Source organism: Rhizobium sp. P1_E1, from assembly GCF_056406015.1.
This window is the reverse complement of the sequence record NZ_JBFUAY010000026.1, coordinates 18,535-34,298: the sequence shown is the minus strand read 5'-3', so window position 1 is coordinate 34,298 and position 15,764 is coordinate 18,535. Positions and strand designations below refer to the sequence as shown.

Sequence of the window (15,764 nt, the reverse complement as noted above, 5' to 3'; positions counted from 1 at the left end):
CTAGAAATCGATCGCTGCATAGAACATCGCAAAAAGCCCGTCCATCAGGATGACGACGAAAATCGCCTTCACCACCGCGGCCGTCACATGCTGGCCGAGCGATTCCGCGCTGCCACCAACCTTCAACCCCTCGACGGCGGCGACGATGCCGATCACCAGCGCCATGAAGGGCGCCTTGATCATACCTGAGAGCACCGTCGACAGGGTCACCGCCTCATGCAGGCGCGACAGGAAATTGGCGAAGGTAATGCCGGAATAGCCCCAGGCGACGGCGGCAGCCCCGCCCAGCGAAGCGAAATTTGCGAGCACCGTCAAGAGCGGCAGCGCGATGGTCAGCGCCACCAGCCGCGGGAAGATCAGCACGCCGATCGGGTTCAGCCCCATCACCTTCAGCGCGTCGATCTCCTCGCGCATCTTCATCGAGCCGATTTCGGCGGTGATGGCGCTGCCCGAAYGGCCGGCGATCATGATCGACGTCAGAAGCACGCCGATTTCGCGCAATTGCAGGATGCCGACGAGATCGACGACGAAAACCTCCGCGCCGAAATAGCGCAGCTGGAAGGCGCCCTGCTGGGCGATGATCGCCCCGATCAGGAAAGACATCAGCAAGATGATCGGAACGGCGCGAACGCCCATATGGTCGATCTGGTTGACGATGGAGGCTGGCGAAACGCCGCTGCCGCGGCCGAACTTCATCTGCGCGCCGCGCACCGCCGAGCCGAGGATATACATGGAGGCGGCGAAATTGTCCCAGAGGTCGTAGGTCATCTTGCCGATCGGCGCGAAGATGCGCGCGGCAAGCGATACTCTTTCCGTCTGCTCCGGCTCGGGCTTGGCCGGCTCCTCGGAAAACATCTCCAGCATTTCGTCGATATGCGGGTTGGTGCCTTCGAAGCGAACCGTACGCCCGCCAGCCTCTTCTTGTTTCTTCAGCCGGCACAGCAGCCAGATGCCGGCTGTGTCGATCTCCGCAATGTCCGAGAGGTCTACCGTCAGGTCGCCGGTCTTCTTCTGCAGGAGCTTTTCGAAATCGCGCAGCACCAGATGGATGTAGGCGCTGCGCCAATTTCCCTGAAGACGCACACGCTGTCCCGAGCCATCAGCCTGGTCGTCCACTTGCAGTGAGGCGGCGTTGCGATTCTCGGCGTTCAAGATACTTGTGTCTTTCAAGGCTTACAGCGACATTGCGCGAATCGCGAAGCAGATCGTTCGCCCGGCGCGTCAATATACAGAAGCACCGTGCAATTTCCATGCTTGCAGGAGAGCAATAATGCCGCGCACCCTCGATATCCAGATGAATTCCTTTCCGATTGCCGGGACCTTCACCATCTCGCGCGGGGCAAAGACCGAAGCCGAGGTCATCACCTGCACGCTTGTCGAAGAGGGAGCGCAGGGGCTCGGCGAATGCGTGCCCTATCGCCGCTATTGCGAGACGATGGAGAGCGTTTTCGCCCAAATCGAGGCGGCTCGACCGCTGATCGAGGCCGGCATCTCGCGCAGCGACCTGCTGTCCGCCATGCCGCCGGGTGCGGCCCGCAACGCCGTCGATTGCGCCCTCTGGGACCTCGAGGCGAAGCAGACTGGAGACAGCGTCGCCGCCCGCCTCGGCCTTTCCGCTCCGCAGCCGCTCACCACCGCATACACCATCTCGCTCGGCGAACCGGAGGTGATGGCCGCCCAGGCGCGCGAGCATGCCGGCCGCGCCCTGCTCAAGGTCAAGGTCGGCACCGGCGACGATGAAAGCCGCATCCGCGCCGTCCGCGCCGCCGCGCCCGATGCCGAAATCATCCTCGACGCCAATGAAGGCTGGCCGGAAGCGGTGTTGGAACGTCACCTCAATATCGCGGCGCAAGCGGGTGTGGCCCTCGTCGAGCAGCCGCTGCCGGCCGGCCGCGATGGGCTGCTTGCTGAAATCCGCCGCCCGCTCCTCGTCTGCGCCGACGAGAGCGTCCACCACACCGGCGATCTCGCAAGCCTTGCCGACCGCTACGACGCGATCAACATCAAGCTCGACAAGACGGGCGGCCTGACGGAGGCGCTGTCGATGAAGGCCGAGGCCGAACGGCTTGGATTCAGCATCATGATTGGCTGCATGGTCGGCACCTCGCTTGCCATGGCGCCCGCCGTTCTACTTGCTCAGAATGCCGATTTTGTCGATCTCGACGGTCCGCTGCTGCTTGCCCGCGACCGCGAACCCGGTCTTCGTTACGCCGCTTCCCTGGTCTTTCCGCCCGAAACCACCCTCTGGGGCTGAAGATAATAGGCTGAGATGACGAGGCCGAGGCCGGAGAACGCGACCACGGCCATGACGTAATAGCTGACGACGCCGAGCCAGGCATAGAGATAACCCGACGCCAGGGTCATCAGCGCCATCGCCATGCCGACATAGAAGAAATAGGCGCCCTGCGCCGAGGATTCCTGCGTTTCCTGCACGGTCGCCACGATCCGCCGCTGCACGCCGGTATGCACGAACGCGTAGGTAAAGCCATGGAAACATTGCAGCAGGAAGAAACCGGCAAAGCCTGTATTCATCGGAAACAGGATCCAGCGGCAGACGCTGATGGCGCAGCCGAAGCGGATCAGCGTCCAGGCATCGAAGCGACGGTTGAGACGCTTCGACAGGAAGAACACAGTCACTTCCGAAGCGACGCCGGCGCTCCAGAGCAGGCCGACCTGCGTGCCGGAGAAGCCGAGATGATGCCAGTAGATCGAGGAAAAGGCGTTCAGCACCGCATGGCTCGACTGCTGGATGGCGACGCCGATCAGAAGCAGCAGAAGGTGCGGCTCGCGCAGACCGCTGCCGGTGGCTGCCGGAATGTTGATCGGCTGGCCGCGCCGTCGCGTCGGTCCGATGCGCGGACAGAAGATCGCCATGACAACGGTCATGATAAAGCCGAAGACCATGACCGGCAGCACCATTTCGCCGCCCCACCGGCTGATCAGCTGGCCACCGACCAGCGTCGAGATGATGAACGCAATCGAGCCCCACACGCGCATCGATCCGTAATCGAGCCCCCAGCGGCGCACGCCCGAGATGACGATCGATTCAACGACGGGCACATAGGGCGCGAAAGTGGCGCCCTGCAGCGCATAGACGATCGTCACGGGCCAGAAGGTCGTCGTCCAGAACAGCGCGATCGCCGTCAGCAGCGACAGGCAACCCGACCAAAGCAGCACGTCGGCGCGCTCCTTCAATCGATCGGCGATCATGGCGACGACAGGCGCCACCAACACGCGAACCACCATCGGTATGGCAAGGATGATGCCGATCTCGTGGTCGCTGAAGCTGTGGGTTGCGAGCCACACGGGAAAAAACGGCAGGACGATGCCGTTGACGAGCAGCGGCGCGCAATAGGAAAGCGCGCTAAGCATCCGGAAGCGCGGCGGCGCTCCCTCACCCGTCGGGGAATTTTGAGCGGGAATCATGGGTGGACCTGAAGGAAACTGGACGTTGTCCTAACACACCACCCTGGAGGCGACTATTACGAGAAATAGCCGTTCTGAAACGTTTTAGAAAATAAATAGGGCCTGTCGCCTAACGGTAACGGCTAAATTCGAGGGAGCGCAGGCGCGGATGGCCGGCGCCAAAATCAGGCGGCCTGAGGAGCCAGTTCTGCGTCTTCCCGCTCGACGGCGGCAAGTGCTGTCACACTGCTGGCGAGCGCCCGCCAGGTGATCAGTTCGAACGTGCCGTCCTCGTGCTCGGCGACCGCCGTGCAACTTTCCACCCAATCACCGGTGTTGATGTAACGGATACCGTCCATATCCTGGATGATGGCATGATGGATATGTCCGCAGATCACCCCATCGGCGCCATTTTTGCGGGCTTCCTCTGCCACGACGCGCTCGAATTCACCGATGAAATTGACGGCATGTTTGACCTGCAGTTTCGCCCAGGCCGAGAACGACCAGTAGGGCATGCCAAGTCGACGGCGCACCGCCGCCAGGATGATATTGATGCGGATCGCCGTGTCATAGGCCCAGTCGCCGAGATAGGCGAGCAGTCGTGCATTGCGGACGACGACGTCGAACTCGTCGCCGTGCAGGATCAGGTATTTTCTGCCGTCTGCGCCGTCATGCATCATGCGCTCGACGACTTCGATGCCGCCAAAATGCATGCCCGGGAAGGCCCGCAGGAATTCGTCGTGATTGCCGGGAATATAGACGACGCGCGTGCCCTTGCGCGCCTTGCGCAACAGCTTCTGGACGACGTCGTTGCAGACCTGCGGCCAGTACCAGCTGCGCTTGAGACGCCAGCCGTCGACGATGTCGCCGACGAGCACGATCGTATCGGCCTCGTGGTGGCGCAGGAAATCCAGCAGGAAGTCGGCCTTCGCGGCCTTCGAGCCGAGATGGACATCGGAAATGAAGAGCGTGCGGAAATGTCTGGGTTCCATCATGTCTTTTCACGAGCTGCCGCTCATGTCCCATCTTTCATCTAGCCTTCCAAAATCAGACTCGTGTTTCAGGAAGATGACAAGGTGTGGAAACGCGCTGCAAACCCGATCATTCCGCGCGGGCAGAATGCCTGTCGCCGCGCGGGCAGGACGCCCGTCGCCGCCAGGCCTACCGGCCATGTTGCCCTGCGCATTCAGGGCGTTCATGATGGCGGCGATTCATATCCGACAATGCGGGATGGCTGATGCGTCTTTTTCTCGTTCGCCACGGCGAATCCCTCGGCAACATCAACGAACAGGCCTACCGCCAATTCGGCGATCACAACGTGCCGCTGACGCAGTGGGGCCATCGGCAGGCACTCGAGGCAGGCGGCGTGATCGCCTCCTACCTGAAGGCATTGCCGAGCGCGGGTTTCGGCAAGCTGCAGATCTGGTATTCGCCCTTTCTGAGGACGCGGCAGAGCAAGGATGCGCTGCTCGAAGCCCTGCCGCAAAGCGTCGTCGGCGATATCAGGGAGGATTATCTGCTACGCGAGCAGGATTTCGGTCTCTTCACCGAAATCTATGACCACGCCGAACAGAAGCAGAAGTTTCCCGAGGAGTTCGAAAAATGGGCGAGGCTGCGCAGCAACAGCGGCAAGTTCTACGCACGACCGCCGGATGGCGAAAGTCGGGCGGATGTGGCCCAGCGGGTGCGCCTGTTCCTGCAGACCGTTATGCACGATGCCGAAAATAGCGACCGCAACGTTGTGATCGTCGGTCATGGCGTCACCAACCGGGCGGTCGAAATGAATTTCCTGCACCGCCCGGTCGAGTGGTTCGAGCGCTCCGACAATCCTGGAAACGCCGATATCACGCTGATCGAGGGGACTCGCTCGCAAGGATACGAGTCGATCCTGCTGCATCAGGCCGCCGACCGGCAGCCGGGACAGGAGGGCGAGCTGCGCGATGCCTATGGCGCCGACGTGACGCTTACGCCGAAGCCGACTGCATAACTCCTTAAATCGAACCGTCGCAAAGGTCTGTGGCGGGTTTGCGTAAGGCAACCCGCCAACCTCTTCACCTCAGCTCGGCGACGTCACCGGCGCAGCTTCCTGCCCGGCCGGAGCCTCCTCATTCACAGTCTCCGGCCGCTTCGTCCTCAAGAGACGCAGCACGAAGACGAAGAAGACGGGAACGAAGAAGATCGCCAGCACCGTCGCTGAGATCATACCGCCAAGCACGCCCGTGCCGATGGCATTCTGGCTGGCCGCACTTGGCCCGGTGGCGATCGCCAGAGGCACCACGCCCAAAGTGAAGGCAAGCGAGGTCATGATGATCGGCCGGAAGCGCAGACGGGCGCCTTCGATCGCGGCATCCATCAGCGACTTCCCCTCGGCAAACCCGTCCTTGGCGAATTCGACGATCAGGATGGCGTTCTTCGCCGACAGCCCGATGATCGCGATCAGGCCAACCTTGAAGTAGATGTCGTTGGACATGTCGCGGCTCATCACCGCGAGCACACAGCCGATGACGCCGAGCGGCACGACCAGCATCACCGACAACGGGATGGACCAGCTCTCGTAAAGCCCCGACAGCAGCAGGAAGACGAAGAGAATGCTGAGGCCGAACAGGAACGGCGCCTGCGATCCCGATCTGAGCTCTTCCAGCGACTGGCCGGTCCATTCAAAGCCGAAGCCGTCGGGAAGTTCCGAGGCCAACCGCTCCATTTCGACAATTGCCGCGCCCGATGAATATCCAGGCGCCGGAGCGCCCGAAATGCGCACTGAGGGGTAGCCGTTATAACCGACGATCTGCGCCGGCCCTTTCTGCCATTCGGCGACGGCAAAGGACGACAGCGGCACCATGCCGCCGCTCGCATTGCGGACATTGAGCTTCATCAGGTCTTCCGCCTGAAGCCTGCTCTTGTCCTGCGCCTGCACGATGACGCGCTGCATGCGGCCCGAATTCGGGAAGTCGTTGACATAGCTCGAACCGAGATTGGCGGTGATCGTGCTGTTGATGTCGGCGAAGGCAACGCCGAAGGTATTTGCCTTTTCGCGGTCGATGACCAGCACGAGCTGGGCCGAATCAGGCATGCCCTCAGGGCGGATACCGGCGATGACGGGATTCTCAGATGCTGTGCCGATCAGCATTCCCGCCGCCTCGGTCAGTGCCGCCTGGCCCTTCGCGCCGCGATCCTGGAGGCGGAAGGTAAAGCCGTTGGTCGTGCCGAAACCCTCGATCGGCGGCGGCGACAGCGCGAAGGACGTCGCATCCTTCAGGCCGAACAGCTGCATATTGGCGCGGTTTGAAATCTCCTGCACCGAATTGCCGGCGCCGCGTTCGGCCCAGTCCTTGAGCGTGACGAACACCAGGGCGGCGTTCGGTCCCTGTCCCGAGAAGCTGAAGCCTTGGATCGCGACGACATTGGCAACGGCCGGCTCCTTCTTGAAGATTGCCTCGATGCTTTCGAGCGAGGCCACCGTGCGGTTGCGGCTCGCCTCCGGCGGTCCCTGCACGTCGACGATCAGGAAGCCCTGATCCTCATCCGGCACGAAGCTGCTCGGCAGGTTGACGAAGAGATAGCCAAGGCCGACGAGCAGCGCGACATAGACGGCCATGACCCGCCAGGAGCGCTTGGCCAGTCCCCCGACGGTGCGGGCATAACGGCCGGTCAGGCGGTCGAAGTTGCGGTTGAACCAGCCGGCGATGCCCTTCTTCTCGTGATGCCCTTTGATCGGCTTCAGGAAGGTGGCGCAGAGAGCCGGTGTCAGTGACAGCGCCAGGAAGGCCGAAAACAGGATTGAAACAACCATGGTCAGGCTGAACTGGCGATAGATGATGCCGGTTGAACCCGGGAAGAACGCCATCGGCACGAAGACGCAGGAGAGAACCAGCGTAATCCCGAGGATCGCGCCGGTGATCTGCCGCATCGCCTTCTTGGTGGCTTCCTTCGGTGACAGCCCTTCCACCGCCATCAGCCGCTCGACGTTTTCCACCACCACGATGGCGTCGTCGACGAGAATGCCGATGGCAAGCACCATCGCGAACATCGTCAGCACGTTGATCGAGAAGCCGGCGGCATACATGACAGCAAGCGTCCCGAGCAGCGCGACGGGAACGACGAGCGTCGGAATGATCGTGTAGCGGAAGCTCTGCAGGAAAATGAGCATGACGACGAAGACGAGCGCGACGGCTTCTGCGAGCGTATGCGCCACCTTCTCGATCGATGCCGAGACGAACGGGCTGGTATCATAGGGAACGGAATATTCGACTCCCGCCGGGAAGAAGCGTGAGAGCTCCTCCATCTTCGCCTTGACCAGGTTGGACGTGTTGACGGCATTGCCCGTCGACGACAGCTGGATGGCGATGGCAGCACTCGGCTGCCCGTTCAAGCGGGTGGAGAAGCTGTAGCTCTCGCTGCCCTCTTCAATGCGCGCGACATCCCGCAGCCTGACATTCGATCCGTCGGCATTGGCGCGCAGCACGATGTCTCCGAACTCCCTGATGTCGGTCAGTTGCCCCTTCACCAGCACCGTCGCCGTCAGGTCCTGCGAGATCGGATTGGGCGCCGCGCCGATCTGGCCAGCTGCGACCTGGGCGTTCTGCGCCGATATCGCCGCGCTGATGTCGGATGCGGTGAGGTTCAAGCCGACCATCTTGTCGGGATCGATCCAGATGCGCATCGCCCGCTGCGAAGCAAACAGCTGCGCGCGGCCGACGCCGTCGAGACGGCGCAGCTCGCCGATGACGTTCCGGTTGAGATAGTCGCCGAGCGCCACCTCGTCGGTCTTCCCGTCCGTCGAAGTCAGCGAGATGAACATCAGGAAGCCGGACGAAGCCTCCTCGACGGTGATGCCCTGATCCTTGACGGATTGCGGCAGCCGCGGCTCGACGCGGCGGATGGCATTCTGAACGTCGACGGAGGCCTGGTCGATATCGGTGCCGGCCGCAAAGGTCGCGGTGATCGTCATTGCGCCCGATGTATCCGACGTCGACTCGAAATAGGAAAGGTGCTCGACCCCGTTCAGTTCTTCCTCGATCTGGCGGGTGACGCCCTGATAGATATCCTGCGGCGATGCGCCGGGATAACTGGTGGTGATGCTGAGCTGCGGCGGCGCGACCTTGGGATATTGGGCGACCGGCAGGAACGGCAGCGCGATCAGGCCGGCGATGGAGATGAAGATCGCAAAGACCCAGGCCAGGATCGGGCGATCGATAAAGAAACGTGCCATCGACCTTACTCCGGCTTCTTGGCGTCACCGGACGCGAGCTGGCCATCCCGCCATTCTTCCGGCGCGACCTTTGCGCCCGGCTGCAGTTTCTGCACGCCGTCGACGACGAGACGTTCGCCTGATGACAGGCCGCTTTCAACCACCCATTCATTGCCGGCGGATTGACCAAGCTCAACGTCGCGCGGTTGCGCCACGTCTCCCTCCTGGACGACATAGACCTGCGCCTTGCCGTCGGCCGTGCGGATGACGGCGCGCTGCGGGATAAGGATTGCCTTCTCCCGGACGGCCTGCTCGATGCGGACCCTGATGTAAAGGCCCGGCAGCAGGTCGCCCTTCGGATTGGGGAATTCACCGCGAAGGGTGACCTGACCCGTCGTCGCATCGACGCTGGCGCTGCTGAAGAGAAGCTTACCGGCTTCGCCATAAACCGTGCCGTCGTCGAAGACGAGCTTGATGTCGGCCTTGCCTGGTTCGGTCGATGTGAGGCGGCCGTTCTCGACCGCCCGCTTTAGCGCCAGCAGGTCTCCGGAGGATTGCGTGAAGTCGGCATAAACGGGGTCGATCTGCTGGATCATCGCCAGCGCGTTGCCGGCGTCGGCCGTCACCAGCGCGCCTTCCGTCACCAGCGCGCCGCCGATGATGCCTGATATAGGCGCACGAACTTCGGTATAGCCGAGATTGATCTTCGCTTCGTCGAGCGCGGCCTGCGCCAGCGCAACATCGGCATCGGCTTGGGCAAGGGCGACGGCTGCCGCATCATATTCGATACCGCTTGCAACATCGCGGTCGCGCAGCGACTTCTGCCGGTCCAACTGCTGGCGGGCATTCAGCTGCGTCGCCTTGGCACGCTCGAGGCTTGCCTCGGCACTTGCCACCCGAACCCGGAACAGCGCTGGATCGATACGGTAGAGCACATCGCCTTGCTGAACGAGGCTGCCCTGCTCGAAGATCCGCTGCTGCAGGATGCCCGAAACCCTGGCCCGCACTTCCGAGACGCGCGTTGCGGCAATGCGGCCGGGCAGTTCGCTGACCACGGGAAGTGGGCGGGCACTAAGCGTCAGGACGCTGACGGCAGCAGGCGGCATCGCGCCGCCTTCCTGTGCGTGAGCCGGCAGGCCTGCGCCCAGAAAAAGTGCCAGCGTTAGCGCGTAACACAATGATTTCGTGTGAAGAAGCATGTTCAAAAGCCTTCCGATGGTCCCGCCGGGATCCAAAAAAGCACAGCCCGCCGAAATGACGTTCGGCGGGCCTCCTCAGCCGACAGATAGTCGATCTTTTTTCGCTTTGCAAGATACCTACCGGTCGGTATGATATCATTATCATATTTGGAGTTCCCATGGCCCGGCGATCCCGGGAGTGATACTGATCCTCTCGGGCGCCTCGGCGCGAAGCTTATCTCGAACACAGGTCATGCATTGGTAGATAGCCCCCGCAACAGAAAGAAACAGCCGGACGTCGTGCGGCAAGCTCTTCTCGATTGCGCCACCAAGCTGGCGCTCGAGCATGGTCTGGCCGCCGTCAGCCTACAGGCGGTCGCCAGCGCAGCCGGTGTGACCAAGGGAGGGTTGTTCCACCATTTCCCCAATAAGCAGGCGCTTATAGAGGCCGTGTTCGACGGCATGATGGAAAACCTCGACCGCGAGATCGATCAGGAACTGGAAAGGGACAAGGGCGGCCACGGCACATTCACCCGCGCCTATGTCCGCACCCTGTTTTCTGACCGCGCCCTCAACAACAGCCCGTGGTCGGCGCAGACGATGACCGTGCTTGCCGACCCCTACTCTAAAAGCCTCTGGCATAGATGGATGAATGACCGGCTTGTCAGGCACGCCGAAACCGACGCCGGAATGCGGCTCGAAATCGTTCGCCTGGCGGCGGACGGAGCATGGCTTGCCCATGTTCTGAGGCCTGACGACCACACCGGTTCGGACGACACGGCGTTGTTGCAGGAATTGATCGAACTCACCGAAGGTTGACAAGCGATTGGCGCCTCATCCCGCGCCCGAGTTTATCACCCGAGCGCGGGGATGGTCGGGCTAGGCAGCTCGCACCGCCGCCATCGGTTTCACGTTCTGATTCATCCGGAACAGATTGTTCGGATCGTAACGCCGCTTGATTTCGGCAAGGCGACCGTAGTTGGCGCCGTAAGCACTTTCGACCCGATCGACCTCGTCTTCCGGCATGAAGTTGATGTAGGCGGTGCCGACCGAATGCTGCTTGGTTGCCTCGAAGAGTTCCCGCGCCCAACCGATACAGCTTCCATCCATCCCGGCTTCCCGCCAGCGCGCATGCACATTCATGACGAAATGCGAGCTTCGTTGCGGAAATGCGGTCGCCTCGGTGGGTACGCGGCCAGCGGCACCACCGACATGGCCGATGAAGATCTCGCACTCCGGTCCGGGCAGCTTGCGCACGGCGTTGAGCAGGACGTCGATCGCCGCATCCGAGAGAGAGGCGAAATCCTGGCTCTTCCAATAATTGCGCGCACCGGGCGTGAGCAGCGGGTCGAATGCCTGTTGCCAGCCGGTGAACGGCACTGGGCCGACGACGTCGGCAATCGGATTTCCGATCGCGCGCAATCTGGCCGTTGCCTTTTCGCCCGCCGCAATGTCTCCGCAATAACACATGGCCAGCACCACGATCTCCTTGCCGTGCCATTCGGCCGGAAGGAACGGCAGCGGCGGCGCCTGACGCATCACCACCCAACAGGTCAGTTCGTCAGGGGCCGCCTCCRGCGCCTGCCGGTACTCCTTGAGCACCTTTTCCGCATCGGCGAAGGGATGCACGACGAGCCCAGCAAGAACCTCCGTGTTGAGAGGGTTGAGCTGGAATTCGAAAGAAGTCACGACGCCGAAATTGCCGCCGCCGCCGCGCAGCGCCCAGAAGAGATCCGGCATTTCTTTTTCGCTCGCCTTGACCAGCTCACCATCGGCCGTCACCACATCAACCGAAAGCAGATTATCGAGCGTCAACCCGAATTTGCGGGTCAGCCAGCCGAAACCACCGCCGAGTGTCAAGCCGGCGATGCCGGTCGTGGAATTGATGCCGGTCGGCAGCACCAGCCCGAAGGCCAGCGTTTCCTTGTCGACGTCGGCGAGTGTCGCGCCCGGCTCGATCCTGGCACGCCGCGTCTGCGGATCGACCCGCACCGATTTCATCGCCGACAGGTCGATGACGATACCGCCCTCGCAGACAGCATTGCCGGCGATGCCGTGGCCGCCGCCACGCACCGAAACGAGCAGATTATTGTCGCGTGCAAACCGCACCGCCCGCACCACATCGGCAGCACCGGCGCAGCGCGCGATAAGCCCGGGCCGGCGGTCGATCATCGCATTCCAGATCGTCCGCGCTTCGTTGTAATCCATGTCCTTACTGGTCAGGAGACTGCCGCGAAATCCGGCGGCAAAAGCATCGATGGCCACGTCATTGACCATCGTCTGCCCCCTTTGCAGGGTCGTGAGGTTCAAATTGTCCATGATTTCCTCCATGCGACCGGCGCCCCGCACCGTCGCGTCCGGCATCCTGCGCCTGTTGAGGTCGTCAAACAAGTTTTCCAAAAGGATTAGCCATTGGCATCAGGGTCGAATGGTCGTCCCGGGTCCCCCGCCCACCTCACGAAAACTTCTCCCCTCCCTCATTTCCATACTGTCGCCCGTATCCGATTGATGTATGGAGGGAACTCCCCAAAAGACGTGCACGGAGGCGGCGATGGATCACCCAGAAAAATCGAAGACGGAAAAGAATCTGACGAGCGGCGATCTCGACGAACAGGCGCTTTTCTTCCACCGCTATCCCCGCCCCGGCAAGCTGGAGATCCAGGCGACCAAGCCGCTCGGCAATCAGCGCGACCTGGCGCTCGCCTATTCGCCCGGCGTTGCCGCCCCTTGCCTTGCCATCCGTGACAATCCCGAAATGGCAGCCGAATATACCTCGCGCGCCAATCTCGTTGCCGTCATCTCCAACGGCACCGCCGTGCTTGGCCTCGGCAATATCGGCCCGCTTGCCTCCAAACCTGTTATGGAGGGCAAGGCGGTGCTCTTCAAGAAATTCGCCGGCATCGACGTCTTCGATATCGAGATCGACGCCGCGGGCGTCGACCAGATGGTTTCGACCATAGCCTCGCTGGAGCCGACCTTCGGCGGCATCAACCTCGAGGACATCAAGGCGCCGGAATGTTTCGACGTCGAGCGGCGCCTGCGCGAGAAGATGAAGATCCCCGTTTTCCACGACGATCAGCATGGCACGGCGATCATCGTCGCCGCTGCGATCCTGAACGGGCTGGAACTCGCAGGTAAGAACATCGCCGACATCAAGATCGTCGCCTCCGGCGCGGGTGCCGCCGCCCTCGCCTGCCTCAACCTGCTTGTCATTCTCGGGGCAAAACGCGAAAACATCTGGGTCCACGATCTCGAAGGCCTCGTCTATGAGGGCCGCACCGAGCTGATGGACGAATGGAAATCCATCTATGCCCAGAAGAGCGACACGCGTACGCTGGCCGAAAATATCGGCGGCGCCGACGTCTTCCTCGGCCTGTCGGCGGCCGGCGTGCTGAAGCCGGAATTGCTGGCGCAGATGGCCGACAAGCCGTTGATCATGGCGCTTGCCAATCCGACGCCGGAGATCATGCCGGATCTCGCCCGTGCTGCCCGCCCCGATGCGATGATCTGCACCGGCCGCTCGGATTTCGCCAATCAGGTCAACAACGTCCTCTGCTTCCCCTATATCTTCCGCGGCGCGCTCGATTGCGGCGCCGAGACGATCAATGAGGAAATGAAGATGGCGGCCGTACGCGCCATCGCAGCCCTTGCCCGCGAAGAGCCGTCGGATGTCGCCGCCCGCGCCTATTCCGGCGAGACCCCGGTTTTCGGCCCCGATTATCTGATCCCCTCGCCCTTCGATCCGCGCCTGATCCTGCGCATCGCGCCTGCGGTCGCCAAGGCCGCCGAACAGAGCGGCGTCGCGCGCCGCCCGATCCAGGATTTCGACGCCTATCTCGACCAGCTGAACCGCTTCGTCTTCCGCTCCGGCTTCGTCATGAAACCGATCTTCACCGCCGCCAAGGCCGCAGAGCGCAAGCGCGTCATCTTCTCCGAAGGCGAGGACGAACGCGTATTGCGCGCCGCCCAGGTGCTGCTCGAGGAAGGCCTTGCCGAACCGATCCTGATCGGCCGCCCGCAAGTCATCGAGACACGCCTGAAGCGCTACGGCCTGCGCATCCGGCCGCTGCAGGATTTCGAGGTCATCAACCCGGAAGACGATCCGCGCTTCCGCGAATATGTCGATCTCTATTTCTCCCTCGTCGGCCGCCGCGGCGTCATCCCGGAAGCCGCCCGCACCATCGTACGCACCAACACCACCGTCATCGGCGCGCTGGCGCTGCGGCGCGGTGAGGCCGATGCGCTGATCTGCGGCCTCGAAGGCCGCTACGAGAAGCATCTGCGCGACGTCCGCCTGATCATCGGCAAACGCAAGGATGTCCGCGATTTCTCAGCCCTCAGCCTGATGATCTCGCAGCGCGGCGCCACTTTCTTCACCGACACCTACGTCACCTTTAATCCGAACGCCGAAGAGATCGCCGAGGCGACGGTGCTGGCCGCCGAGGAAATCCGCCGTTTCGGCATCACCCCGCGCGCCGCTCTGGTCTCGCATTCCAATTTCGGCTCGCGTGAATCCGAAAGCGCCACGAAGATGCGCAATGCCCTGCAGCTCGTGCGCGAAGCCGCACCCGACCTCGAGGTCGACGGTGAGATGCACGGCGAAAGCGCCATCACTGAAGCGTTGCGCAAGCGCGTCATGCCGGACACGACGCTGCACGACGAGGCGAACCTCCTGGTTTTCCCGAACCTCGATGCCGCCAACATCACGCTCGGTGTGGTAAAGTCGATGACGGACGGTCTGCATGTCGGCCCGATCCTGCTCGGCACCGCCCTGCCCGCCCATATCCTCGCCCCCTCGGTCACCTCCCGCGGCGTCGTCAATATGGCGGCACTCGCCGTCGTCGAGGCATCGCAACCGGCCTGAGCCGGCTCAGACTGCTGACAAAGTCGGCCAACTCCTCGCCATGCTCGGGCTTGTCCCGAGCATCTGCAGCCGGTTGATTTGCAGGCGCGGAGCCTGGGATATAATCCGTTGGTACAAGCGGCCTTGAAGCCGCTCCGACAGATGTCCTGATGCCGTCTCAGGCACTCCGCAGCGACAGGCGCCCTTTATCCGCGAGCGCATCCGCGCGCTCGTTGCCGGCAATGCCGGAATGGCCCTTGCACCAGGCGATGGTCACCAGACCATTCTGGGATAGTTGAAGATCGACCGCTTTCCAGAGTTCCGCATTGGCGATCGTTCGGCTTCGGGCATTCCCGTTCGGATTGCTTTTCTTCCAGCCGTTGTTCTTCCAGATATGTCGCCGGCTGTTGCAGCCTTTGACGGCATAGACGGAATCGGACCAGATAGTCGCGGGCTCGCCGCTTGCTCCGCTGTTGATCCAGATTGCCGCCCTGAGGACGGCGGTCAATTCCATCGAATTATTGGCGGAATCCTCGACGCCACCGAAGCCGGAGGCGATTTCTGCGGCATCACGATAGGCGACAAATGCCCAGCCCCCGTGCCCGGAACCGGGTTCATGACAACCGTCCACGAAGACGTGGAGGCCGTGTTGGGCTTCGGGTATCCCGACTGTCGCAGCAGGGGAGCGAAGTTCGTTGGAAATACCTGACATTTTCGCCGTCCTTCTCGCCTTCGCCGTGCCCACCGCAAGACCGCTGCGGCTTGCGGCGACCTGCCCCCATATCCCACGTCTTGATCACCTCCCGCGGCGGCGTCAACATCGAAGCACTGGCCATCATCGAGGCGTGGCAAGTGCGGTATCATAAAGAATGCACCGTCTGTAAACCTACCCGGCGCCAAGCGGCATTGCAGCGACCGGAATTCTCCCCATCCCTCGTTGGGGGGTAGTGGCGGAGGTAGCTATGAAAGCTGATCTGGCGAGCGAGAAGAAGAATCGAGTCCCGGAAAACTGAAAGAAGAAAGTCCCGCTTTTGGCGGCACAACAAATTCCCCCCAACAGATGGGTCGCCCGCATTTGCTGGATAAGATCGCGAAAATGCGCTAGGATTTTCTCCAAGCTTATTAAGAGAAACACGTTAAGAGACAACGC

11 protein-coding genes are annotated in these 15,764 nt (G+C 62.2%); 4 read left to right on the top strand and 7 right to left on the bottom strand.

Annotated elements, in window-relative coordinates:
* Positions 1-1,170 carry an MlaE family lipid ABC transporter permease subunit gene (locus tag AC1D1Z_RS12415; protein ID WP_477850661.1) on the bottom strand — a complete coding sequence of 390 codons (1,170 nt, stop codon included), beginning with the start codon at positions 1,168-1,170 and terminating at the stop codon, positions 1-3.
* Positions 1,171-1,270: 100 nt separating this feature from the next.
* Between AC1D1Z_RS12415 and dgcA the strand changes: the two genes are divergently transcribed.
* Complete coding sequence (gene dgcA, locus AC1D1Z_RS12410) at positions 1,271-2,254, top strand: N-acetyl-D-Glu racemase DgcA (protein WP_130758820.1); 984 nt, start codon at positions 1,271-1,273, stop codon at positions 2,252-2,254.
* Here dgcA and AC1D1Z_RS12405 read toward each other — a convergent pair.
* A complete protein-coding gene (locus tag AC1D1Z_RS12405) occupies positions 2,206-3,426 on the bottom strand; it encodes an MFS transporter (protein ID WP_130758821.1) in 1,221 nt (406 codons plus the stop codon). The two genes, dgcA and AC1D1Z_RS12405, sit on opposite strands and share 49 nt — an antisense overlap.
* Before the next feature lie 164 nt (positions 3,427-3,590).
* A complete protein-coding gene (locus tag AC1D1Z_RS12400; RefSeq protein ID WP_018445163.1) occupies positions 3,591-4,400 on the bottom strand; it encodes a UDP-2,3-diacylglucosamine diphosphatase in 810 nt (269 codons plus the stop codon).
* 242 nt (positions 4,401-4,642) lie between these two features.
* On the opposite strand from AC1D1Z_RS12400, the gene AC1D1Z_RS12395 reads away from it, so the two are divergent.
* Complete coding sequence (locus AC1D1Z_RS12395) at positions 4,643-5,392, top strand: histidine phosphatase family protein (RefSeq protein ID WP_113542084.1); 750 nt, start codon at positions 4,643-4,645, stop codon at positions 5,390-5,392.
* A gap of 69 nt (positions 5,393-5,461) precedes the next feature.
* Here the strand turns inward: AC1D1Z_RS12395 and AC1D1Z_RS12390 are convergent, their stop codons facing one another.
* Positions 5,462-8,614 carry an efflux RND transporter permease subunit gene (locus tag AC1D1Z_RS12390; protein WP_115157469.1) on the bottom strand — a complete coding sequence of 1,051 codons (3,153 nt, stop codon included), beginning with the start codon at positions 8,612-8,614 and terminating at the stop codon, positions 5,462-5,464.
* A gap of 5 nt (positions 8,615-8,619) precedes the next feature.
* Positions 8,620-9,792 (bottom strand): efflux RND transporter periplasmic adaptor subunit, encoded by a 1,173-nt coding sequence (locus tag AC1D1Z_RS12385; protein ID WP_032994236.1) that lies wholly within the window; start codon positions 9,790-9,792, stop codon positions 8,620-8,622.
* 237 nt (positions 9,793-10,029) lie between these two features.
* On the opposite strand from AC1D1Z_RS12385, the gene AC1D1Z_RS12380 reads away from it, so the two are divergent.
* The gene (locus AC1D1Z_RS12380; RefSeq protein WP_026230488.1) at positions 10,030-10,590 is read left to right on the top strand and encodes a TetR/AcrR family transcriptional regulator; all 561 of its coding nucleotides are present in this window, start codon (positions 10,030-10,032) and stop codon (positions 10,588-10,590) included.
* A gap of 60 nt (positions 10,591-10,650) precedes the next feature.
* Here AC1D1Z_RS12380 and AC1D1Z_RS12375 read toward each other — a convergent pair whose 3' ends face one another.
* Positions 10,651-12,090: an FAD-binding oxidoreductase gene (locus tag AC1D1Z_RS12375; protein ID WP_477850657.1), complete on the bottom strand. Its 1,440-nt coding sequence runs from the start codon at positions 12,088-12,090 to the stop codon at positions 10,651-10,653.
* Positions 12,091-12,322: 232 nt separating this feature from the next.
* Between AC1D1Z_RS12375 and AC1D1Z_RS12370 the strand changes: the two genes are divergently transcribed.
* Positions 12,323-14,635 (top strand): NADP-dependent malic enzyme, encoded by a 2,313-nt coding sequence (locus tag AC1D1Z_RS12370; RefSeq protein WP_018445155.1) that lies wholly within the window; start codon positions 12,323-12,325, stop codon positions 14,633-14,635.
* A 157-nt stretch (positions 14,636-14,792) separates the two neighbouring features.
* Here AC1D1Z_RS12370 and AC1D1Z_RS12365 read toward each other — a convergent pair whose 3' ends face one another.
* Entirely contained in the window at positions 14,793-15,326 is a 534-nt protein-coding gene (locus tag AC1D1Z_RS12365) for a ribonuclease H family protein (RefSeq protein WP_018445154.1), read from the bottom strand.
* Between the last annotated feature and the right edge of the window lie 438 nt (positions 15,327-15,764).